The sequence below is a fragment of the Povalibacter sp. genome (assembly GCF_036520495.1).
GTDB lineage: Bacteria > Pseudomonadota > Gammaproteobacteria > Steroidobacterales > Steroidobacteraceae > Steroidobacter.
In genome coordinates, this window is sequence record NZ_DATDJO010000037.1 from 18,655 (window position 1) to 40,073 (window position 21,419).

The window sequence follows — 21,419 nt, forward strand, 5'->3', positions numbered from 1 at the left end:
GCGTCGCGAGACGTTAGCGGCGGAAATGGCGTCGATTTCAACGTGACCACTCGGCGGAGACCTCTACCGGCAATCCCACGACCAGAGCATTGCGCAATTCGCGACTGGCCCCGGGGCTGACGATCCACTGCAAATCGGGCTGGAGCGTGAGCCAGGACGACAGTGCGCCGGTAGGTGAGTGCCACGACCGTTCCGCCTTGTCGATCGGCATACCGAGGGACTGCTGCCCTCGGCGATAGGGTTGGCCGGTTCGCGCCGATGTGATGGCAAGTCCCAGGACTTCGTTCGCGTTCGCACTGAACGGCTGGCGCACGATGATGTCGAGCTGCGCGCTGCGTTCGCATCGTTGACAGCGCCGCTCGCGACGCCGTTCGAGCGAAGGATTCCACGCGCCACCAGAGATGGCATCGAATGCCGCCTGCCGGCTCGTGCCAGCCATCCCAGCCGGACCTGGTCGGCCAGGCCACGGTACACTGATCACCAGGGCCCCGGGTCCGACGTTATCCACCTGTTCCGTCAGCGTGGTGTCATCAGGCGCTTTGATATAGTCGGCGCACGGTGGGTCTGTTGGCAGATCAAGAATGAAAACGCGGCGATCCTTCGCGGCGCAGGTGAACGTCGCACGCGGGTTACGCCTCGGTTTTGCAAGTCTCAACGAGCGTGAAGCGAAAGAAGCGTTGCGACGCCTGCGGGTTGCCGCGACAGACTGACGATCCCGGATGCGATTGCACTAACGGAGCGAGTCATGTCCCCACGCTGGATCGTCTGTCTATTGCTTGTCCTGAGCGCCACGGTCTGTGCGGGCGAACCCGTCGCGACCGTGCGCGTCGCTTTCGATCGCGACCGCATCACCTCCACGCGTGTCGACGGCTTCGCCGACAAGGCCACGGGCCGCAAGATCACCGCGGACGACCCGGTGCGTATCGCCTCGATCTCCAAGCTGGTCACCACCATCGGCGTCATGCGGCTGGTGGAAGCCGGCAAGCTCGATCTGGATGCGGACGTCTCCGAACGGCTCGGCTGGCGCTTGCGCAATCCGACGTTCCCAAACATCCCGATCACCCTGCGTCTGCTGTTGTCGCATCGCTCGAGCCTCACCGACGCCGCCGGCTACTGGCAGACGCCGTTGGGAGGAAATCTGCGTGACATCGTGGAGGATGCACGCGCCTGGGACACTGCGCATGCGCCGGGCACGTACTTCCGCTACACGAATCTCAACTTTCCGCTGGTCGCGCAGGCCATGGAGCGCGCAACCGGCGAGCGCTTCGACCAGCTGATGGAGCGTGTGGTGCTGCGGCCGATGGATATCGAGGCCTGCTTCAACTGGGACCGCTGCGATGCAACCACCGCCGCCCGCGCGGTGGTGCTGTACGACGCCGATGGCAAGCCGGTGAGGGACGACAATCACGGCCGCAAGCCCGACTGCCCCGTGATGGTGGCCAGCGATGGCAGCTGCGATCTGTCGCGCTGGCGCGCTGGCGATAACGGTGCCTTGTTCTCGCCACAGGGCGGCTTGCGCATCTCGGCGAACGGTCTGGCGCGCATCGGACGCTTGCTGCTGGGCAACGGCAGCATCGACGGCAAGCAGCTGCTCGAGCCCGCATCCGTGCAGGCGATGATGGCCCCGCAATGGCAATACAGCTCCGGCAACGGCCAGACCTACGAGGACGACACCGGCGTCAACGATGGCTTTTTCTGCCGCTACGGCCTATCGGTGCAGACGCTGGCCACGCCGGCGAAAGGTTGCCGCGACGATCCGTTCGGTGACGGCGTAGCTCGCGTGGGTCATTCCGGCTCCGCGTACGGACTGCAGGCCGGGCTGTGGATGGACACCAAGGACGGCACCGGTGTGATCTGGTTCGCGACCGGAATGCCAGACGAGCGTGTGGGCGGGAAATCGGCGTTCAGCGCCGTCGAGGAAGCTCTGGCGCGCTGACTGTGCGCCGACCCGACCATCGGTGCATCCGATAGCTCGCGTCGACATTCTTCATGCATGAGCGCGGACTCTGCGGATGCCACCGCTGCGTTCGCGATCGATACTCTCAGCATGTGAGCGAGGCGAACTCCTCTCGGAGGACCGATGCCATGATCCGTATCAAGAGAACTTACGATCCGGCTACGCGAAACGACGGCAAGCGTTTCCTCGTTGAGCGCTTGTGGCCGCGTGGCATGAGGAAGGATCGTCTGGCGATGGATGCCTGGTTGAAGGAAGTGGCACCGAGCACTCAGCTGCGGCAATGGTTCGGGCATCGACCTGGACGCTGGGCGGAGTTCCGGAGGCGCTATCAACGTGAGTTGAACGCCAATCCCGCTGCATGGTTGCCTCTTGTCGAGGCCAGCAAGCGAAACGTAGTTACGCTGCTCTACAGCGCGCACGATGTCGAGCATAACGGCGCGGTCGTGTTGCGCGACTATCTGGCTGCGCGGCCGCGACCAGGTGCGCTTTCGCCTCCAGCACGGCCATCTCACCTGCGAACCCGCAAGCATTCCGTTCATTAAGGCTCCAGTTTCCGTAGCCGCAGAGCGATTGATCAGCCCGCCACCACCACAATCGCCATCGCCGCGAAGGAGATCGCAAGCCCGGCCGTGATCATCCAGAGCGGATTGACGGAGCTGCTCGAGAGGGCTGTCACCGCTTCAGCGTTCGCGGCGGGACCGCCGCGTGCCACCGCGACGAGGGCCGGAGTATGCCGGTTGACCGTAGAAGGGGGCGATCGTCGCGGCGAGTGCCTTCGCGTTGTTGACCACCTCCGCCTCCGCGACTGCGCGCTGCGCTTCGTCGCCAGCGTTGGTCGCGAGCACATAGCTGCGGATCCAGAAGACGTGCTCGACCCACAGGTCACGCAACGCCATCTTTGTTTCAAGGACCGCGACCGCATCGCCCGGTGCAGCGGGTGTTGTGGCGTGCCGTCGAAGCGGCGAACGTGGGAGCGGCGAAGCAGAGGCTCGCCAGTAGCAACCAGGAAGGGGTCAGCAGCCGGGACCGCATATATCGCGACATGATCTTCGCTCTCCTGTCAGTTGACTGCGAGAAACAACTTTCGCAGTGGCGTTGAGAATGAGCGCAGGTCGCGTGGTTACCTCCGACAAGCGATCAATATTGACCCTGCCTATCGAAAAGACCGATACGAAATCGATCCGGCGGGACCCTGCCTGAAATGTTCAGGCCGCCAGCAGCTGGCGCAGGACCATCTGCAGGATTCCGCCGTGCACGAAGTAATCAACCTCAGCGGGCGCATCGATTCGAACCAGCGTGGTGAATGCCACGTGAGATCCGTCTTGCCGCGTCACCGTCACTTTCGCCGTCTGTCGCGGTGTGATGCCCGCGCCGATGCCAGTGATGGAATACACCTCGGAGCCGCTGAGGCCCAGCGACTGCGCTGAAACGCCCGACTCGAACTGCAATGGCAGGATGCCCATGCATACGAGATTGCTGCGATGGATGCGCTCGTAGCTCTGTGCGATGACTGCTTTGATGCCGAGCAGTGCCGAACCCTTTGCCGCCCAATCGCGCGAACTTCCGGAACCGTATTCCTTGCCTGCGACAACGACGAGCGGTGTCCCTTCGTCGATGTAGCGACGCGATGCTTCATAGATGCTGAGCTTCTCGCCGCTCGGGATGTGCACGGTCCACGGACCCTCGACGCCAGGCGTCATCAGGTTGCGCAGCCTGATGTTGCCGAAGGTGCCACGCATCATCACTTCGTGGTTGCCCCGCCGGGAACCGAAACTGTTGAAGTCTGCCGGTGGCACGCCGTGCTCCTCCAGGAACCTGCCAGCGGGAGAGTTCGCGGTGATCGAACCCGCGGGCGAAATGTGATCGGTGGTGATCGAGTCACCGAGCAGTGCCAGTGCTCGTGCATCGTCGATGTCCGAGGGCGGGACCGGAACGGGCGGGATCTCCAGGAAGTAGGGCGGCTCACGAACGTACGTCGATGCACTATCCCAATCGAAGCGTGTTCCGGTGGGTGCAGGCATGCTCTGCCATTGCTCGTTGCCTGCGAAGATGCGTCCGTATTCGACGTCGAATTGATTCGATGACACACAGGAGGCGACCAGTGATGCGACTTCCTCAGCCGTCGGCCACAGATCCTTCAGATACACTGCTTTGCCATCGGGACTCGTTCCCACGGGCTCCGTGGTCAGATCGCACATCACGGTTCCCTTGAGTGCATAGGCGACGCACAAAGGTGGCGACGCCAGATAGCTTGCTTTCACCTGGCCGTGAATGCGTCCTTCGAAATTTCGATTGCCCGATAGCACCGCTACCACTGCGAGATCCTTGCTCGTGACGGCATCGGCGATCTCGGCAGGCAGCGGGCCGGAATTTCCAATGCAGGTTGTGCAGCCATAGCCAACCAGATTGAAACCCAGCTTTTCCAGGTACGGCGTGAGACCCGCTTTATCGAGGTAGCGCGTGACGACGCGCGATCCAGGAGCCAGGGACGTCTTCACCCAGGGCTGGCACCGCAGACCCGCTTCGACTGCTTTGCGAGCCAACAGACCTGCCGCGATCATCACGGAAGGATTCGATGTATTGGTGCAACTCGTGATCGCCGCAATGACGACGGATCCGTGCGTAATCGAGTCTGCCGCGAGTGGTTGTGTCAGGTGTTCCGGAGGTGCTTCGAGAACTTCGCCGGCCGGTGAGCCGCCTTCGCCGACGAGTCGGGAGATGGTCTTCACGTCTACCGGTGCCTGCTCTTCCTTGAACGCTGCCTCGAAGGAATGGCCCACTGCCGACAAGGCGACGCGGTCCTGAGGTCGCCTGGGTCCGGCGAGGCTCGGTTCGATCTGTCCCAGATCCAGATCGAGCACTTCGTCGAATATCGGTTCCGGGTCCGCGTCGGTGCGGAATAGTCCCTGTTCGCGCGTGTACTGCTCGACCAGACTTACAGTGTCGCCGCGGCCGGTCAGCCTCAGATACAGCAAGGTGTTCGCGTCGACGGGGAAGAGCGTCGAGGTGGCGCCGAACTCCGGTGACATGTTGGCCAGGGTGGCGCGGTCGGCGACGCTCAGCGCGCTCAGTCCGGCGCCGAAGAATTCAACGAACTTGCCCACGACCCCATGGGCCCTGAGCATCTGAGTCAAAGTCAGTACGAGATCGGTAGCTGTCGTGCCCGCAGGAAGCATGCCTCGCGTTCTGACACCGACGACGGTCGGCTTCTGCAGAAACATGGGCTGGCCGAGCATTGCCGCCTCCGCTTCAATGCCGCCCACACCCCAGCCCAGTACGCCGAGTCCGTTGATCATTGGCGTGTGCGAGTCCGTTCCGACCAGGGTGTCGGGAAAGACCCAACCGTCGCGCGACAAGACCACGCGTCCAAGATGTTCCAGGTTGACCTGGTGGCAGATCCCCATGCCCGGTGGCACAACGCGGAAGCCGTCGAAAGCTTGTTGCGCCCAGTTGAGCAGGGCATAGCGTTCGCGATTGCGAAGGTATTCCCACTTCAGATTGGCTGCGTAGGCATCCGCGCTGCCGAATCGATCCACTTGCACTGAATGATCTATGACCAGGTCGACCGGAATAAAAGGATTGACTCGCTTCGGATCTCCGCCTGCCCGAGCGACTGCGTCTCTCATGGCAGCAAGATCGACCACGGCTGGAACGCCCGTGAAGTCCTGCATCAACACTCGTGCCGGCATGAATGCGAGAGAAGCATCGGCCCCGTGTGGCCAACGAGCCAGCGCCAGGACATCTGTTTCGCTCACATCACGGCTGCCGACTCGTCGCGCAATATTCTCAAGCAGAATCTTTACTGTATGCGGCAGCCGCGCGATCTTCGCGCCGGTCGTTTCCGCCAGTTTCGCGAGGCTCACATAGGACGCTGGCCCGGCTGGGGTCGTCAGCATCGCCCTGGCGCCAAGGAGGTCGTTTGTCATGGTGTCGCCCCTGCCGAGTGATACGCGCGCGGTCATGGTACGGTGACGAAACACCTGACGCATTGGGGAAAGTAGCGCCTTGGTTGCAGGAGAACTCGTGTCTGCTTCGACGCCTGGTGCAAAGATGACCGCTGCGGATTATCCGTCGCTCGATGCATTGCTGGCGGCCGTGCGTGCCTGCCGGGCGTGTGAGGCGCACTTGATCCCCGGCCGGGGGGAAAGCGGTGATCTGCCCCCGCGTCGTGAAACTACCGCGCATTGAATTGACATTGCTCATCGGCCACCATGCGCAGCGCCACTTCCTGCGCAGCCGTCGTTAGACGGCATGGTGATGCCCGTAATGGACCGCCGACGGCATAGGGCAGAGGCGGCAATGTCAAAGTCATGGGATCTCCGCATTGGCTCGATCCGCAGTCTAGACCCGCCCCGTTATTTGATCAGCGATCATTGTTGGCGCTAGATATCGATCCTATCGATGGATACTGAGCTTGCTCGCACGTTTCTCGCGGTGATCGCTGGCGGCAGCTTCGTCGAAGCTGCCGGGCGGCTGCATGTCACGCAGTCGACAGTGAGCATGCGCATTCAACGTCTGGAAGAAACGTTGAGCGCTGAACTGTTCGTTCGAAACAAGGCAGGGACGACGCTCACGCCCGCGGGGCGGCAGTTTCAGCGCCACGCTTTGCTGCTTACGCGCACCGTCGAGCAAGCGCGGCAGGAAATCGGCATCGTCAGCGGCTTTCGCGCCATTGACCGTCGGTGGCCGGATCAGCTTGTGGGAGGATCTGCTGCTGCGCTGGCTGCCGATCTACGCGCGGCTCGCCCCGGATGTGGCAGTACGAGCATTGATCGGTTTCGAAGAAGACCTGATGCGGGCGTTGATCGATGGTCGCGCCAACAATCTGTGTCATGTACACCCCGCAATCGCGTCCGGGACTCACAGGCGAGTTGTTACTGGAAGAGCGACTCGTGATGGTGTCGACTCGTGAGAATCCACCTTCCGAGCCGGGCCGCGACTATGTGTACGTCGACTGGGGTCCGGAATTCTTCGGGCAGCACACGCTGGCATTCCCGAACTTCTCGGGCGCCGCACTCACGGTCAACATCGGCTGGCTTGGGTTGGAACACATCCTCAAGTTCGGCGGCAGTGTTTTTTTCCCGGCGCGCATGCTGCGCGAACACGAAGTTGCCGGTCGGTTGCACCGCGTCGCCGGCGCACCTGAATTCCGACTGCCAGCGTATCTGTGCTACCCGACGGCGGAGGGTCCTGGACCGCTTGCACTGGCTCTCGACACGATACGTCGCGTAGCAGCCGAGGCTGTGTGATCTCGAAGCCACCCGTTCAACGTACGCTCCTCGGCGCGCTGCGGCTGTAGCGATCCCAGGATGTCTGGAACGGATCAACCGTTGACCAGTCCAGTGGATGCGATAAGAAAAGCCGGCATAGCCGGGACTGCCTGATTCGATCGTGAAGTCCTGTTCGCCTCCGAGCCTGACTCCATTTCCGTCCGACGGCCAGCCCGGTCGTTCAAAGATCCTCACACGCAAGAGAGTGAGTATTGACATCGGCCATCCGTGATGGCTCACTGTGCAACGAGCGCCGGCAACTATGATCAGCGCCACGCAGGGGGGAGCGATGAAGATACATCTTCTCGCGACGGCCTATGCCGCCGCACCACTGGCGACAGGTATGTCAACGCACGGCGTCGAGCCGGGCGAATTGCCGTGGGACCGCCTATCCGTGTCGATCCAGGCGCTCTGATTTGAACGCCATTCCAGAGCTGTCAGGCACGCGAGCGCCGGCCGCCTTGCACGAGCGACCCGACGCGCGCGCCTGGTCGGCACTGGGAATCCTTTGTTTCGTCTACGTCTTGAACTTTCTCGATCGTCAGTTGCTGGCGATTCTTGCGAAGCCGATTCAGGACGATCTCGGCATCACCGATGGTCAGCTGGGGCGGATCGGCGGACTGTATTTCGCGTTGTTCTATTGCATCCTTGCCATTCCGGTCGGCTGGTTGGCGGATAGGACCAATCGCGTTCGCGTGCTATCCATCGCGTGCGCGCTATGGAGTGCAGCCACCATCGCCTGCGGCCTGTCCACCAGTTACACGCAGCTCGCCATCGCACGCATGTCGGTAGGTGTCGGTGAGGCGGGAGGTGTGCCGCCTTCATACGCGATTGTCTCGGACTATTTTCCTCCGGGCACGCGCGGCACTGCACTGAGCATCTACAACCTGGGCCCGCCCATCGGATTGGCACTCGGGGTCGCGTTCGGTGCCTCGATCGCCGCGGCTTACAACTGGAGGTGGGCGTTCATTGTTCTCGGCGCAGTTGGAATCGTCGCTGCACTCATCGTGATCATCTTCGTTCGTGAGCCAGTGCGCGGTGGCCTGGACGGCCGGGCCGGCCAGGTGAGCGCCGCTGAAAAAAGTGCGTTCTGGCCGACGTGCAGGATGTTCGTCTCTCATCCCGTATTGCTGGGCGTTTCACTGGCGACAGGTGCCACGCAGTTCGTGACGTATGCGCTGCTCAATTTCGCCACGCTGTTCCTCATGCGTGAAAAAGGCATGACGCTCAGCGAAGTCGCTGTCTATTACTCATTACTGCTTGGCATCGCCATCAGTGCAGGAATGTACGTTTCAGGACGATTGATCGATCGACTCGCGCCGCGGTCCAAGAGCGCCTATGGCTATCTGCCTGCCGTCGCGCTTGCGCTCGCCATCCCATTCTTCATCGGGTTCGTATGGGCCCCGGATTGGCGGCTTGCGCTGGCGTTCCTCGCAGTGCCCATGTTCCTGAACTACTTCTATCTGTCGCCCGCGGTGACGCTGGTGCAGGAGGAAGTGAAACCGAATGAACGTGTGCTTGCCGGTGCGCTGCTGCTGCTGGTGATGAATCTGATCGGCCTCGGTCTCGGCCCGACTTTTCTCGGTGCGGTGAGCGACTATTTGCGACCGAGTCACCCCGAGCATTCGCTGCAGTTGGCCTTCTATACCCTCGTTCCCTTCTACATGATCGCTGTGTTGCTGCATCTGTGGCTCGCGCGCGTCCTGCAGCGCCAGGAATCGAATCGGAGACGTTCGTGATGGGGTCGCGTACTTTGCTTGCGCTTGTCGCCATGTGTGCGGCACTTCCTGTGTTCGCCGACAACGATCCGATCGTCGAGGCGCCGGCGGGTAAGCTGCGTGGCGAAAGCGTCGGCGGCTTGAATGTGTTCAAGGGTATTCCGTATGCGCTGCCGCCGATAGGCGAGAGTCGCTGGAAGCCGCCGGTGACGATGTCCATGTGGAGCGGCGTGCGCGATGCGAAGCAGTTTGGCGCCGCGTGCGTACAGCCGCCATCGCGCGCCGGGAATATCTATGCCGACCCGCCGCCAGCGATCAGCGAGGATTGCCTCTTTCTCAACATCTGGGCGCCCAGGGCCGCCCGCAAAGCCCCGGTGTTCGTTTGGATCTACGGTGGTGCTCTGAGTTCTGGTGCATCGAACCTGTCGATGTACGAGGGCAGCAAGCTTGCGAGTCGCGGTGTGGTGTTCGTCTCGATCAACTATCGACTGGGTATTCTCGGCTACCTTGCTCATCCTCAGTTGAGTGCGGAGTCGCCGGAAAAAATCTCCGGTAACTACGGACTCAAGGATCAGATCGCAGCGCTGCGCTGGATCCAGCGCAACATCGCGGCCTTTGGCGGCGATCCTGCCAACGTGACCATCGCGGGCGAATCCGCGGGTGCGTTGAGCGTGATGCATCTCATGAATTCACCGCCCGCGCGCGGCTTGTTTGCGAAGGCAATTGCTCAGAGCGCGTACATGATTTCGCTGCCGGAGCTGAAGCAGGCGAAGTACGGCAGCCCATCCGCTGAGACGATCGGTGAGCAGCTCGCGACTGCCATCGGTGCGCCAGACCTTGCGACATTGCGCTCGATGGATGCCGCTGCGATGACGAGCGCCGCCGCAAGCACAGGCTACTTTCCGATGAACAATGTCGACGGACACACTTTGCTGCGACAGATCGTCGATTCGTTCGAAGACGGCAAGCAGGCGAAGGTGCCGATTCTCGCCGGTTTCAACCAGGGTGAGATCCGCTCGCTGCGTGTGCTGATCCCGCCGGTGCCGGCCGACGCAGCGACATACGAGTCAGCGATTCGCAGTCGCTATGCCGATCTGGCCGATCGCTTCCTGAAGCTTTATCCGGGCACGAATCTGGAAGAAAGCATTCTCGCGATCACGCGTGATTCGCTGTATGGCTGGACGGCCGAGAAGCTGGTGAAGAGTCAGACGGCACTGGGCGAGCGTGGGTTTCTGTACCTGTTCGATCACGGATATCCCGCTGCCGACACAGCGAGCCTGCACGCGTTCCATGCTGCCGAGATCCCGTACGTCTTCGGCAACATCGATCGCACTTCGGCGGCGTGGCCGAAGATTCCCGATGCGCCGCTCGAGCGTGCCCTGTCAGATGCGATGGCCGATTACTGGACGAGCTTTGCGCGAACTGGAGAGCCACGCGCGTCCCATCAGCCCGACTGGCCCGCATACGGGTCGACACGTGCCTTCATGCACTTCGTCGACAGGCCGATGCCTGGCACGCATGTGATGCCAGGCATGTTCGAGCTGAACGATGAGGTGGTCTGTCGCCGCCGCGAGCAGGGCGATCAGCCCTGGAACTGGAATGTCGGCATCGTTTCGCCAGTGCTTCCTCCTCGCGGAGGTTGCGTCAGATGATCGACGGAGCGATGCAGGAGTTCGCACTCACTCTCGAGAAGTTTCTCGACCACGCTGCGAAGTGGCATTCGCGCGCGGAGGTCGTGACGGGGCGAGAGGGCGGCAGAACCGACCGGGTGAGCTATGCGGATCTGCGTGCGCGTAGCCTGCGCATCTCAGCGATGCTGCGTGCTTTCGGAGTTGGGCTTGGCGATCGCGTGGCGACGCTGGCCTGGAATACGCAGGCGCATCTCGAAGCCTGGTACGGCATCGTCGGCATGGGTGCGGTGTGTCACACCTTGAATCCCAGACTGACGGCGACTCAGACGGCTGTGATGTTGGCGCATTCCGAGTGCAACATCCTCGTCGTGAGTGCGGACCTTGCGGCTCTGGCGAAACAGATCATCGAGCAAACGCCGAGTGTCAGGCGCGTGCTGATCATCGACGGTCCAGTCGAGACGTGGTCGGGCGAAACTTCCCGATGCTCAGTGGCAGGGCTCGAAGATTCGATGAGTGAGGAGCATCCGGCGGCGGCGTGGGGTGGTTTCGATGAGCGTTCCGCGTGCGGACTGTGTTTCACTTCGGGCACCACGGGTGCGCCCAAAGGTGTGACGTACACGCATCGTTCCAGCTATCTGCATGCATTGAGGTTATTGCAGGCTGATTCGATCGGCATCACTGCGGTCGACAGTGTGTTGGCTGTCGTGCCGATGTTTCATGCGAATGCGTGGGGCCTGCCGTTCGCAGCCCCGGCAGCGGGCGCGAAGCTGGTGCTGCCCGGACGTCATGCGGACGGTGCGAATCTCGCGTGTCTCATCAACAAGGAATCCGTGACGGTGGGTGTGGGTGTGCCGACGGTTTGGCTCGGCCTCGTTGAACATCTGGATGCAACCGGTGATGAAGTGCCGTCGCTCAAACGAATACTCGTCGGCGGCGCGCCCATGCCACCTGCGCTCATGGAACGGATCGAACGCCGTCTCGGCGCGATCGTGCAGACGAGTTGGGGCATGACGGAGATGTCGCCTTCGGGAACGATGTCTTCGTGCAACGATCCGCAGCGCTCGGCTGCGATCGCCGGGCGACCTGCCGTCGGTGTGGACCTGCTCCTGACCGACGCCGGCGGAAAGCCGTTGCCACAGCAGCGCAATGTCGAAGGGCACCTGCGCGTGCGGGGTGTCGCCGTAATCGAGCGGTATTTCGGCGAGGATAATCCGGCAACCGATGCGCAAGGGTGGTTCGATACGGGCGATCTCGCTCGCATCGACGATTATGGTCAGCTCCACATCACGGGGCGGGCCAAGGATCTCATCAAGTCCGGCGGCGAGTGGATCAATCCCGCAGAGATCGAAGCGATCGTTTGCCGATTGCCCCAGGTCTCGCTCGCTGCAGTGATCGGCCTTTCGGATCCGAAATGGGGCGAGCGACCGGTGCTGTTCGTGGAGATTCGTGATCAGCAGATGATCAGCGACGAGGCGTTGTTGACGACACTGCGTAGCCAGGTCGCGCCCTGGTGGGTGCCCGATGCGGTGATTCGTTTGCAGCAGATGCCACTGGCATCGACCGGAAAGATCGACAAAATGCGCCTCAGATCCAAGTATGGTGGCGGATGAGGCAGGCTGGTTCGATCGCTTGCCTCGCCCAGGGAAGCAAGATGATGGAGGTGAGCAGTGCCTGCAGATGTGAAGACTCAGCGTAAGCGTCCGGTCGCCGCGAAGGCGCGCAAAACGCAGCGCAAACGTGTGACCAAAGCCGAGCAACGAGCGGAGATGATGGAGCTGATTCTCGACACGGCGGAGGCTCTTTTTTCCAAGCACGGTCTTTACGGCGTGACGCTGAAGGACGTGGCGCAGCGTGTGGGTGTGCATCACACGCTGATGAACTACTACTTCAAGGACAAGAAAGAGCTGTTCGATGCTGTGTTCGCACGTCGTGCGGTCGTCACCAGTACGCGTCGCCTGCAGGCGCTCGATGAATACGAAGCATCGACCAGGGGCAAGCCCACTGTCGAAGGGGCGCTGCGGGCATTTCTCGACACCGACCTGGATCTGTACATCGAAGGCGGAGAACCCTGGAAGAACTACGGTGCGCTGGGTGCGCAGGTTGCGAACACGCCGGAGTGGGGCGCCAACCTGATGGATCAGCATTTCGATCCTGTGGTCCTGCGCCTGATCGGTCTGTTGAAACGCGCGCTGCCGAAGTGTTCCGAGGAAGATATTTTCTGGGGCTATCACTTTGTGACCGGTGCGCTGCTGCTCACGCTCGCGCGCACGGGCCGTATCGACAAACTGTCCGGCGGCGTGTGCAAATCCGAGGATTTTGCCGCCGTGAAGAAGCGCATGGCGACCTTCATGGCAGCAGGGTTCCTCGCCCTGTGCGGCAAGTGAAAGTCGGGCAGCAAGAGGTTGTTACGGCTCGCCACAGGTGAGGTGAGCCGCGTTGATTGATCATCGGGGCGGGTTCCCCCGGTGGCTATTTTCCAAGGAATTGAGTGGGAACCATTGACGGGACAGTTTGAACGTACAACACTCACTCACGAGTGAATGAGTATAAAAAGCCAACGACGGGGGATCATCATGAAACTGGTATTCCTGGGCACATCCAGCGCGGCAGTCCTGATGGGTTTGGCCTTGCCGGCTTTGGGGCAGCAGTCGGTGCAGAAGCCGGGCACGGATGACAACGGCAGTCTTGCGGAGATCGTGGTAACCGGCTCGTTCATTCGCGGCACGCCGGTCGACGCGGCGCTTCCGGTCGAGGTCTATTCGCGGCAACAGCTCGAGAAGGAAGGCTCGCCGACCGCACTCGAGTTTGCGAAGAACCTGACCATTTCAGGTCCGACGACGGGCGAGTCCTATTACTTCGGCGGACCCACGTTGATCGGTTCGGTGAACTACAACCTGCGCGGCCTCGGCTCGGACAAGACGCTGATCCTGCTCAACGGTCGGCGCATGGATATCAACACAGCGAACATCCCGTCGCTTGCGCTCGAACGCACCGAGATTCTGAAGGAAGGCGCGGCGGTGATTTACGGCGCGGACGCGACCGGTGGCGTCGTCAACTTCATCACTCGCGAACGCTTCGTCGGCATCGACATGAATGCGCAGTACAAGTACATCGACGGCTCCGATGGCGATTACTCAGCCGCAGTGCTGGGCGGCATCGGCGAAGGCCGCGTGAATCTGATGGTGTCGGCTGAATACGAGCACCGTTCGAGGCTGCATGCGCTTGATCGCGATTTCACGCGCACGTCACTCGATCCGACCAAGCCTGGCTACAACCCCGCACCGTGGTCGACGCTCACCAATCTCGCAGGATGGGTGCCACGTGGCACGCTTCCCGCAGTACCAGGAGTGAGTGCCGACGCCGAATTTGGCGCGCCAACGGGTGGCATCGTTGCTGATTTCACGCCGCAATCATGCACAGCCGTCGGTGGGCGATACGACAACAACTTCACGTGTGCGTACAACTACATCCCCTATTACAACGTCGTTGAGGACAACGATATCTATCGCGGCTTCGCGCAGCTGAATGCGGAGATCAGCGACAACATGGATTTCCACCTGGACGCGGCATACGCGCAGGTGACCTCGCCACAGGTGTTTGCGTCACCGGCTCAGCCCATCGTGCGCGGACCTGCAATGTCGACCGGATCGACCTTTCAGCTGTACGTGCCGATAAGCAATCCATATGCCGCGGACTTCGCTGCGCGCAATGGTGTCGTGGGCGCCTCGGGCTTCACGCCGGTCACGTATCGACTCCTCGGTCACGGTGGCAACTTTGCGTTCGGTGATGGCGAGGGCTACGGCGTGCCCGATCGCATCGATAACGAGATCTGGCGTCTGTCCGCTGGATTGAATGGCACGCTCGGTGCGTGGGCCGGTGCCGCTCGCAACGTTGGGTATGACTTCGCGGTGACCTACAACCACTCGAACGCTTACAACACACATCCGGACACGATCGGTTATCGCGTGCAGCAAGCGCTGAACGGATTCGGGGGGGCTGGCTGTCAGGCCGCAGATCTTGATCCCGCGCGGTTCGGTACTCAGAACCCAGGTGCTGCCGGGAAGAACGGGTGCATGTGGTGGAATCCGTTCTCCACGTCGTTCGCGAATCAGCCTGTGCGCAATCTGGCGAATCCGAACTATGTCGCAGGCGCTGAAAACTCCATGGAGTTGACGCGCTGGATGTTCGATCCCCGCGCCACGAAAACGGTCAACGAGAACACGACGGTCGATCTGGTGTTCGATGGAACGCTCGGATTGACATTGCCGGGCGGTGAGCTTGGTTGGGCGCTCGGCGGACAGTATCGCGACGTGAAGAGCCGTGAGGACATTCCGGGTCCTTTCTACGACGGCAGCCTGCCTTGCGAATGGCCCAGTGAGTTCACGAGTGCGAATGGCCCGGGCTCGCCCAACCTTCCTGCATCGCCGCTGGCGACGAACGATCCAGGCTTCCGCGGTTGCACACCGGACAACCCCGGACCGTTCGTGCTGTTCGCGCCGAATCCGAATGACACTCTCGGCCGTCATCAGTATTCGACCTTCGTCGAGTTGCGGATTCCAGTGCTGTCGAATCTTGATTTCCAGGCGGCTGCTCGCCACGAAGAGTTCTCGGATGGGTTGGGCGCCACCGTGTACAAGCTGGCGGGCAAGTGGAACGTGTGGGGTCCGCTTTCATTCCGTGGCTCCTATGGCACCAACTATCAGACGCCGCCGCTCGGTGTCGTTCCTGGCAACATCACAGTTGCCGCACGCACTTACACGGTGGCCGCGAGCAACTGGCTGGCTGCACAGTTCATCACCGATTCGAACCTGAAGCCGGAGACGGCCAGGGCAAAGAACTTCGGCGCGATCTGGCAGAGCGACGGTTTCGCATCCGGTCATTACTTCCAGTTCATACTCGATTACTTCGATATCCAGACGGAGGATCAGATCGGTCAGGTGGCTGATCCGAACCAGATTGCGAGTCTCGTATTCAACGGCGCTGGCAATACGATCACGACCTGCGATCCGAGCGTTCAACCTCTCGTGAATCGCATCACTTTCAATGTGCCTTGCACTGTGGGAATGAGCGGAGTGGGGGCCTTCTCATCAGTGTCCACTCGCTTCGGCAACGGCCCGGGCCAGAGCACCAACGGTCTCGATCTGCAGACGACCTACGAGATGCCGCTCGCCGCTGGCAACCTGACACTGGGTCTGAGAGCGACGCGAATCCTCGAGCTCGAGACGGGACCGACGTCTCTCGATGGAATCGTGGTGTCAATGGGCGATGACAGACTCGGCTCGCTGAACTTCGCGACCTTCGCGCAGTCCGCACCCGAGTGGCGTGCCAACTTCAGCGCGGACTACAGCGTGGACCGCCACAACGTCAGGCTCGGCGTGAACTTCGTGTCGGCCGTACAGGATGAACGGCCCGGCGTGCAGTACGGCGAGAACGGTGAAGATTGGATCACGACCGACTTGACGTACCGATTCGTATTCGACGATGGGCTCGCGATCACGGCGACGGTCGCCAACATCCTCGATCGCGATCCGCCGGCCGCGCAGGAAGAGTTCGGCTACGACCCCTGGACTGCCAATCCGCTCGGTCGTACTGCCGAGATTGGTATCCGGAAGACGTTCTAGTGATTGGGAAATGGCGTAGCGCCTCGCCCTTGGATTCAGGCTCAGCCGGACGAGAGATCGTCCGGCTGAGACCGGACCCACAGTGCAGAGGGTTCGTTTGCCGACTACGCAGTGCCTTCCTCTGTGGGTTCGACTTCAGTCGAACAGTTGCGAAGCAGAATGAAGTCCGGGTCGAGCGGCGCCAACAGCGAACCCGGAGAGCGCAGTCATGCTCGATTGTCCTCTCGCTCCTGCTTGCGTCTTGCATGCAGCGGCCTTCGACGCCTCCCGCCGAATCGCAGGGCCAGGGAGCATCGAGTGCGACAAGCAAGGCAGACGCGCCCCCGCCGAATCCTTTGCGCAACGTCTACTTCGGCGATCTGCACCTGCATACCCGCAACTCGTTCGACGCCTATGTTTTCAATGTGCGTGCGAATCCAGATGATGCTTATGCATATGCGAAAGGGAACACGATCAGGCACGCCATGGGGTTTAATCTGCGCCTTACGCACGGACCGTTGGATTTTCTCGCCGTCACGGACCACGCCGAATACCTTGGTGTGGTGCAGGCGATCGATACGCCGGGCACTGGGTATTCCCGGGTCCCCTACGCACGCGATCTTTTCTCCAGCGAACGCGCGGCAATTCTCGCCGCCTTCAATCGCTTCGCAGAAAGCCTGAGCAGCGGTAAACGACTGCCCGAACTGGCCGACATGTCCGCAACACAATCCGCGTGGCAGGAGACCATTCGGAGCGCGGAGCGCAACAACGATCCAGGTAAGTTCACGACGTTCGTCGGTTACGAGTTCACCTCGATGCCCGAGATGCGCAATCTGCATCGCAACGTCATCTACGCGGGTCGTCATGTGCCAGCAATGCCGTACTCCGCGCTGGACTCGCAGAGTCCGGAGGATCTGTGGCACTGGATGGAGCAGCAACGAACGAAAGGCATGGAAGCGATCTCGATCCCTCACAACGGTAACGGCTCCGACGGCAGCATGTTCGAACGCACGATGTGGGATGGCCAGCCCATCGATCGCGCCTATGCCGAGCTGCGCTCGCGCAATGAACCGTTGGTCGAGATCACGCAGTCGAAGGGTCAATCGGAGACGATGCCGCTGCTATCGCCGAACGATGAGTTCGCAGGATTCGAATTGATGACCTCGTACATCGGTGCGACGAAGCCGATCACGAAGTTCGACGGCGGCTACGTACGTGATGCGCTAAAACGCGGTCTCGGGGTCGAGCGCCAGGTCGGCGTAAATCCGTACAAGATGGGATTCGTCGCGGGCAGCGATAGCCACAATGCGGCCGGCCCGTATGAAGAAGACCACTACTTCTCGAAAGTCGGCGTGCTGGATGGCGCGCCTGATCGGCGCGGCGCCGTGCCGCCCGCGCAGTACAAGAGTTGGGATGAGTTCTATGCGGCAGGCAGGATATTGCCCGTCACTTCAACGTGGGGCTCAGCGGGACTTACTGGCATATGGTCAGAGCAGAACACGCGCGATTCACTGTTTGCAGCACTCAAACGAAAAGAAACTTTCGGCACCAGCGGTCCGCGAATTCGTGCGCGACTGTTTGCAGGGTATGGATTGGAGAACGTCAATCTCGCAACCCATGCAGGCGTGCGCAGCGCTTATGAGAATGCGGTTCCGATGGGAGGCGAGCTTGCCATCAAGCCAGGACAGAAACCCGAGTTCGTCGTCATCGCCATGCGTGATATCCATTCGGCGCCATTGCAGCGTGTACAGATGATCAAGGGATGGGTCGATGCAAGCGGCGAGTCTTTCGAGAAAGTGTTCGACGTCGTGTGCTCGGATGGCGCAAAGGTGGAGGGTGCTACACAACGCTGCCCGGATAATGGTGCCGCTGTCGATCTGAGTACCTGCGAGTTCTCGCAGGACAAAGGCGCTGGCCAGCTACAAGGCGTATGGAGCGATCCGGAGTTCGATCCACGACAGCACGCGTTCTACTACGCGCGGGTGCTCGAGAATCCCACCTGTCGGTGGTCGACCTGGGATGCGATTCGCGCGAACGTAGCACCCAATCCAAAGTTGCCGCTGACGATTCAGGAACGCGCCTATACCTCGCCGATCTGGTTCGTGCCGATCAATGCGCACTGACGAACGCAGATTGCATCCTATGTGGGTCTTCGTCACGCGGTCCGCTCGCGAGCCACTAGTGCAGTTCCTTGCGATTGCATTGGTACTGTTCGCTGCGAATCAGTTCATTCACGGCAGCGAGCCGCGTCCGAGCGGTGATCTCATTACCATTTCTCGTGGACGTGTCCAGCAGATCGCGGACAGCTATCGCCTGCTGGCGGGTCGATCGCCAAGTCGTGCAGAGCTTCAGGCGCTCGTCGATGATTTCGCGGACGAGGAGGTGGCCTATCGTGAAGCTGTCGCCATGGGCCTCGACGCGGACGACACCATCGTGCGTCGACGCATGCGCCAGAAGCTGGAGTTTCTCGCGGAGGATGCCGGTGCCAGTGAGGAACCCACGAATGAACAGCTGGTTGCCTGGTTGAGCGCGCACCAGGCAGAGTATCGATTGCCCGAGCGAATCTCATTCCGTCAGGTCATGGTGAGCAACGATACGCGGCGAGACAGTGCGTCCGCCGACGTGGCGTCGCTGCTCGACAGCCTGCGTTCCGGTGCCGATCCGACAAAGCCTGGCGATGCGTCCATGCTGCCGTCGGCCTTGCCGCCGACAACGCAGCGCGGAGTTGCGCAGTTGTTCGGCGAGCGTTTCGCGGCCGAGGTTTTCGCCCAGGCAGATAACGGCTGGTTCGGTCCGGTCTCGTCACCGCTTGGATCGCACGCGGTGATCGTCTTGTCGCGCGAGTCGGCACACGATCCGCTCCTTGCGGATATTCGCGACAAACTACGTTCCGACTGGATCGAATCGCGACGCAGAGACACTCGCGAGCAGTTTCAGGCGCGTTTGCGCCAGCGCTATCACGTTGTCGTGGAATGGCCGGAGGTCTACGCCAATCAGCCGCCGCCAACGGATGTGCCGAAGATCATACGTCCGCTCGATACCATCGATTCGGGTGGAGAGTAGCGCGTGCTCGTCCGGATCCTGTTGCTGCTCGCAATGGCTGCGCCCGCAGCCGCGCACGAGATTCGTCCTGCGTTCCTGCAGATTCGCGAAATCGAGCCGCAAACGTACGATGTTCTGTGGAAGACGCCCGCGCAAGGCGAGATGCGTCTCGCGCTCAATGCCATTCTGCCGGGCGAGTGCCGAAGCCTCGGCGCGCAACGCACGACACTGGTCAGTGCGGCGGTCGTCGCGCACTGGCGGGCGCACTGTGAAGGCGGATTGCCCGGCCTGCGGATCGCCATAGAGAACCTCGAGACCAGTCTCACCGATGTGATTCTGCGTTTTGAGCCGCTGTCAGGATCGCCGAAGACCTGGCGTGTGAATGGCGCAGCGCCCTACGCCGTGATTCCCTCGCAGCAATCGATGGGAGAGGTTGTCGGGACCTATTTCCATCTGGGCGTCGAACACATCCTGTTCGGCTTCGATCATCTGCTGTTCGTGCTGTGCCTGTTGATGCTCGTGCGCAATCTGAAGCGTCTGCTCGTCGCAATCACGGCATTTACGCTCGCTCACTCGATCACGCTCGCCGGAACCACATTCGGATGGCTGCAGTTAGCGAGTGTGCCGGTGGAAGCGTCCATCGCGCTGTCGATTGCGTTCGTTGCGGCGGAGATTCTCAGGACACGCGACGGCGGGCACAGTGCGACCCAGCGCTGGCCCTGGATCGCATCCTTTGCATTCGGCTTGCTGCACGGCTTCGGTTTTGCCGCGGCGCTGCGCGAGATCGGCCTGCCGGAAGATGCAGTGCCGGCTGCGCTGTTGTTCTTCAACCTGGGTGTCGAAGCGGGTCAGATCCTGTTCGTCGCGGGGGTGCTGACGTTTGTCTTTGCGTGGCGTAAATACGGACCGCGACTACCTTCGTGGACGTGGCGCATGCCTCCATACGTTGCAGGCATCCTCGCGAGCTTCTGGTTCATCGAGCGCACGGTGCGAATATTCGTGTGAAGGCTTTTTTCTTCACGTTCCTGAGTTTGTGAACTTTCGGAGAGTAGACCAATGATGTTGAAAGACCGCGTGGCGATCGTGACGGGAGCGGGCGGCGGCCTGGGCCGCGCGCATGCAATGCTTCTGGCGCACTATGGAGCGCGTGTCGTCGTCAACGACATGAATCCCGAGGTCGCAACGCGCGTCGCCGAGGAAATCGTCACAAGCGGTGGTGAGGCAATTGCCGTTGCGGCATCGGTGACCGACGAAGCGCAGGTCACAGCGATGATCGATCGCACACTGTCGACATGGGGCCGCGTCGACATCCTCATCAACAACGCCGGCATTCTGCGCGACAAGAGCTTCGCCAAGATGACCCTCGCGGATTTCCGGGTCGTGCTCGATGTTCATCTGATGGGTGCAGTGATATGCACGAAGGCTGTGTGGGAAATCATGCGTCAGCAACGCTACGGCCGGCTCGTCATGACGACGTCGTCATCCGGTCTCTACGGAAATTTCGGCCAGGCGAACTACGCCGCTGCGAAAATGGCACTCGTGGGTTTGATGCAGACGCTGGCCATCGAAGGCGAGAAGCACAACATCCGTGTGAACTGTCTGGCGCCGACGGCCGCGACTCAGATGACGGATGGCATTCTCTCCAAGGAAGCTCTCGCGCAACTCGATCCGCGCAGGGTCAGTCCTGGTCTGCTGGTATTGGTCAGTGAAGATGCGCCCACGCGCGCGATCCTCTGTGCTGGCGCAGGTCACTTCGCACGTGCGCATGTCACGCTTACCGAGGGATGCCATGTCGGCGGTGATGCCGATGCTGGTGAACGTGTCATTGAACTCTGGGGCGAAATTGGGGATCGCACTGGAGAAATAGTGCCAGCGTATGGCTTCACGCAAGCGGAACGCGAGTTGGCGAGTGCCGGATGTCTCGCGCCCGCCATTGCCGGCTCGCGGTCGTGAGTCGGTCGTCACATCCGAAGGGGTGGCCATCAACGAAAGTGAGTGAAACGGGCCACGGGCCAACTGGCCAACTGGCCAACTGGCTAACAGGCCAACTGGCTAACAGGCCAACTGGCTAACAGGCCAACTGGCTAACAGGCCAACTGGCTAACAGGCCAACTGGCTAACAGGCCAACTGGCTAACAGGCCTACAGGCTAACAGGCCTACGGGGCGAGAGGCCTACGAGGACACGCACCAACGAGCAGGC

Annotated in this window: 18 protein-coding genes and 1 pseudogene; 15 read left to right on the forward strand and 4 right to left on the reverse strand. The window is 61.3% G+C overall.

Annotation, left to right across the window (positions count from 1 at the left end):
- Positions 1-37: 37 nt before the first annotated feature.
- Positions 38-439, reverse strand: a complete 402-nt coding sequence (locus VIZ63_RS13840) for a carbohydrate porin (protein ID WP_331610245.1) — start codon at positions 437-439, stop codon at positions 38-40.
- 142 nt (positions 440-581) lie between these two features.
- On the opposite strand from VIZ63_RS13840, the gene VIZ63_RS13845 reads away from it, so the two are divergent.
- The 3 genes from VIZ63_RS13845 (at position 582) to VIZ63_RS13855 (ending at position 2,499) form a co-directional block, all read left to right on the forward strand.
- On the forward strand, positions 582-710 hold the full coding sequence (locus VIZ63_RS13845; protein ID WP_331610246.1) for a hypothetical protein: 129 nt from the start codon (positions 582-584) through the stop codon (positions 708-710).
- A 35-nt stretch (positions 711-745) separates the two neighbouring features.
- Positions 746-1,936, forward strand: a complete 1,191-nt coding sequence (locus VIZ63_RS13850) for a serine hydrolase domain-containing protein (protein WP_331610247.1) — start codon at positions 746-748, stop codon at positions 1,934-1,936.
- 149 nt (positions 1,937-2,085) lie between these two features.
- Positions 2,086-2,499 carry a DUF488 domain-containing protein gene (locus tag VIZ63_RS13855; protein ID WP_331610248.1) on the forward strand — a complete coding sequence of 138 codons (414 nt, stop codon included), beginning with the start codon at positions 2,086-2,088 and terminating at the stop codon, positions 2,497-2,499.
- Positions 2,500-2,637: 138 nt separating this feature from the next.
- Here VIZ63_RS13855 and VIZ63_RS13860 read toward each other — a convergent pair whose 3' ends face one another.
- Together VIZ63_RS13860 and acnA are read right to left on the reverse strand one after the other, a co-directional pair.
- Positions 2,638-2,853, reverse strand: coding sequence for a hypothetical protein (locus VIZ63_RS13860; RefSeq protein WP_331610249.1), 216 nt, complete (start codon positions 2,851-2,853; stop codon positions 2,638-2,640).
- 309 nt (positions 2,854-3,162) lie between these two features.
- Positions 3,163-5,883 (reverse strand): aconitate hydratase AcnA, encoded by a 2,721-nt coding sequence (gene acnA / locus VIZ63_RS13865; RefSeq protein WP_331610250.1) that lies wholly within the window; start codon positions 5,881-5,883, stop codon positions 3,163-3,165.
- A 475-nt stretch (positions 5,884-6,358) separates the two neighbouring features.
- On the opposite strand from acnA, the pseudogene VIZ63_RS25420 reads away from it, so the two are divergent.
- Positions 6,359-6,484 (forward strand): annotated as a pseudogene (locus VIZ63_RS25420) (LysR family transcriptional regulator); the annotation flags it as partial.
- 127 nt (positions 6,485-6,611) lie between these two features.
- On the opposite strand, the gene VIZ63_RS13875 reads toward VIZ63_RS25420, so the two are convergent.
- Positions 6,612-6,791: a hypothetical protein gene (locus VIZ63_RS13875; protein ID WP_331610252.1), complete on the reverse strand. Its 180-nt coding sequence runs from the start codon at positions 6,789-6,791 to the stop codon at positions 6,612-6,614.
- Between VIZ63_RS13875 and VIZ63_RS13880 the strand changes: the two genes are divergently transcribed.
- The 11 genes from VIZ63_RS13880 to VIZ63_RS13930 all read left to right on the forward strand — a co-directional run bounded on the left by VIZ63_RS13880 (position 6,790) and on the right by VIZ63_RS13930 (position 21,171).
- A complete protein-coding gene (locus tag VIZ63_RS13880; RefSeq protein WP_331610253.1) occupies positions 6,790-7,206 on the forward strand; it encodes a hypothetical protein in 417 nt (138 codons plus the stop codon). The two genes, VIZ63_RS13875 and VIZ63_RS13880, sit on opposite strands and share 2 nt — an antisense overlap.
- A 310-nt stretch (positions 7,207-7,516) precedes the next feature.
- Complete coding sequence (locus VIZ63_RS13885; RefSeq protein WP_331610254.1) at positions 7,517-7,642, forward strand: hypothetical protein; 126 nt, start codon at positions 7,517-7,519, stop codon at positions 7,640-7,642.
- A 1-nt stretch (position 7,643) separates the two neighbouring features.
- A complete protein-coding gene (locus VIZ63_RS13890; RefSeq protein ID WP_331610255.1) occupies positions 7,644-8,966 on the forward strand; it encodes a spinster family MFS transporter in 1,323 nt (440 codons plus the stop codon).
- Positions 8,966-10,597, forward strand: coding sequence for a carboxylesterase/lipase family protein (locus VIZ63_RS13895; RefSeq protein ID WP_331610256.1), 1,632 nt, complete (start codon positions 8,966-8,968; stop codon positions 10,595-10,597). The genes VIZ63_RS13890 and VIZ63_RS13895 overlap by 1 nt, the downstream gene beginning before the upstream one ends.
- Positions 10,594-12,186: an AMP-binding protein gene (locus VIZ63_RS13900; RefSeq protein ID WP_331610257.1), complete on the forward strand. Its 1,593-nt coding sequence runs from the start codon at positions 10,594-10,596 to the stop codon at positions 12,184-12,186. The genes VIZ63_RS13895 and VIZ63_RS13900 overlap by 4 nt, the downstream gene beginning before the upstream one ends.
- Before the next feature lie 159 nt (positions 12,187-12,345).
- Complete coding sequence (locus VIZ63_RS13905) at positions 12,346-12,960, forward strand: TetR/AcrR family transcriptional regulator (protein ID WP_349261190.1); 615 nt, start codon at positions 12,346-12,348, stop codon at positions 12,958-12,960.
- A gap of 189 nt (positions 12,961-13,149) precedes the next feature.
- Positions 13,150-16,197 (forward strand): TonB-dependent receptor domain-containing protein, encoded by a 3,048-nt coding sequence (locus tag VIZ63_RS13910; protein WP_331610259.1) that lies wholly within the window; start codon positions 13,150-13,152, stop codon positions 16,195-16,197.
- 245 nt (positions 16,198-16,442) lie between these two features.
- Positions 16,443-18,299, forward strand: a complete 1,857-nt coding sequence (locus VIZ63_RS13915) for a DUF3604 domain-containing protein (RefSeq protein ID WP_331610260.1) — start codon at positions 16,443-16,445, stop codon at positions 18,297-18,299.
- A 58-nt stretch (positions 18,300-18,357) separates the two neighbouring features.
- Complete coding sequence (locus VIZ63_RS13920) at positions 18,358-19,239, forward strand: peptidylprolyl isomerase (protein WP_331610261.1); 882 nt, start codon at positions 18,358-18,360, stop codon at positions 19,237-19,239.
- A 3-nt stretch (positions 19,240-19,242) separates the two neighbouring features.
- Positions 19,243-20,223 carry a HupE/UreJ family protein gene (locus VIZ63_RS13925; RefSeq protein WP_331610262.1) on the forward strand — a complete coding sequence of 327 codons (981 nt, stop codon included), beginning with the start codon at positions 19,243-19,245 and terminating at the stop codon, positions 20,221-20,223.
- Positions 20,224-20,274: 51 nt separating this feature from the next.
- Positions 20,275-21,171 carry an SDR family NAD(P)-dependent oxidoreductase gene (locus VIZ63_RS13930; protein WP_331610263.1) on the forward strand — a complete coding sequence of 299 codons (897 nt, stop codon included), beginning with the start codon at positions 20,275-20,277 and terminating at the stop codon, positions 21,169-21,171.
- The last annotated feature ends 248 nt before the right edge of the window (positions 21,172-21,419 follow it).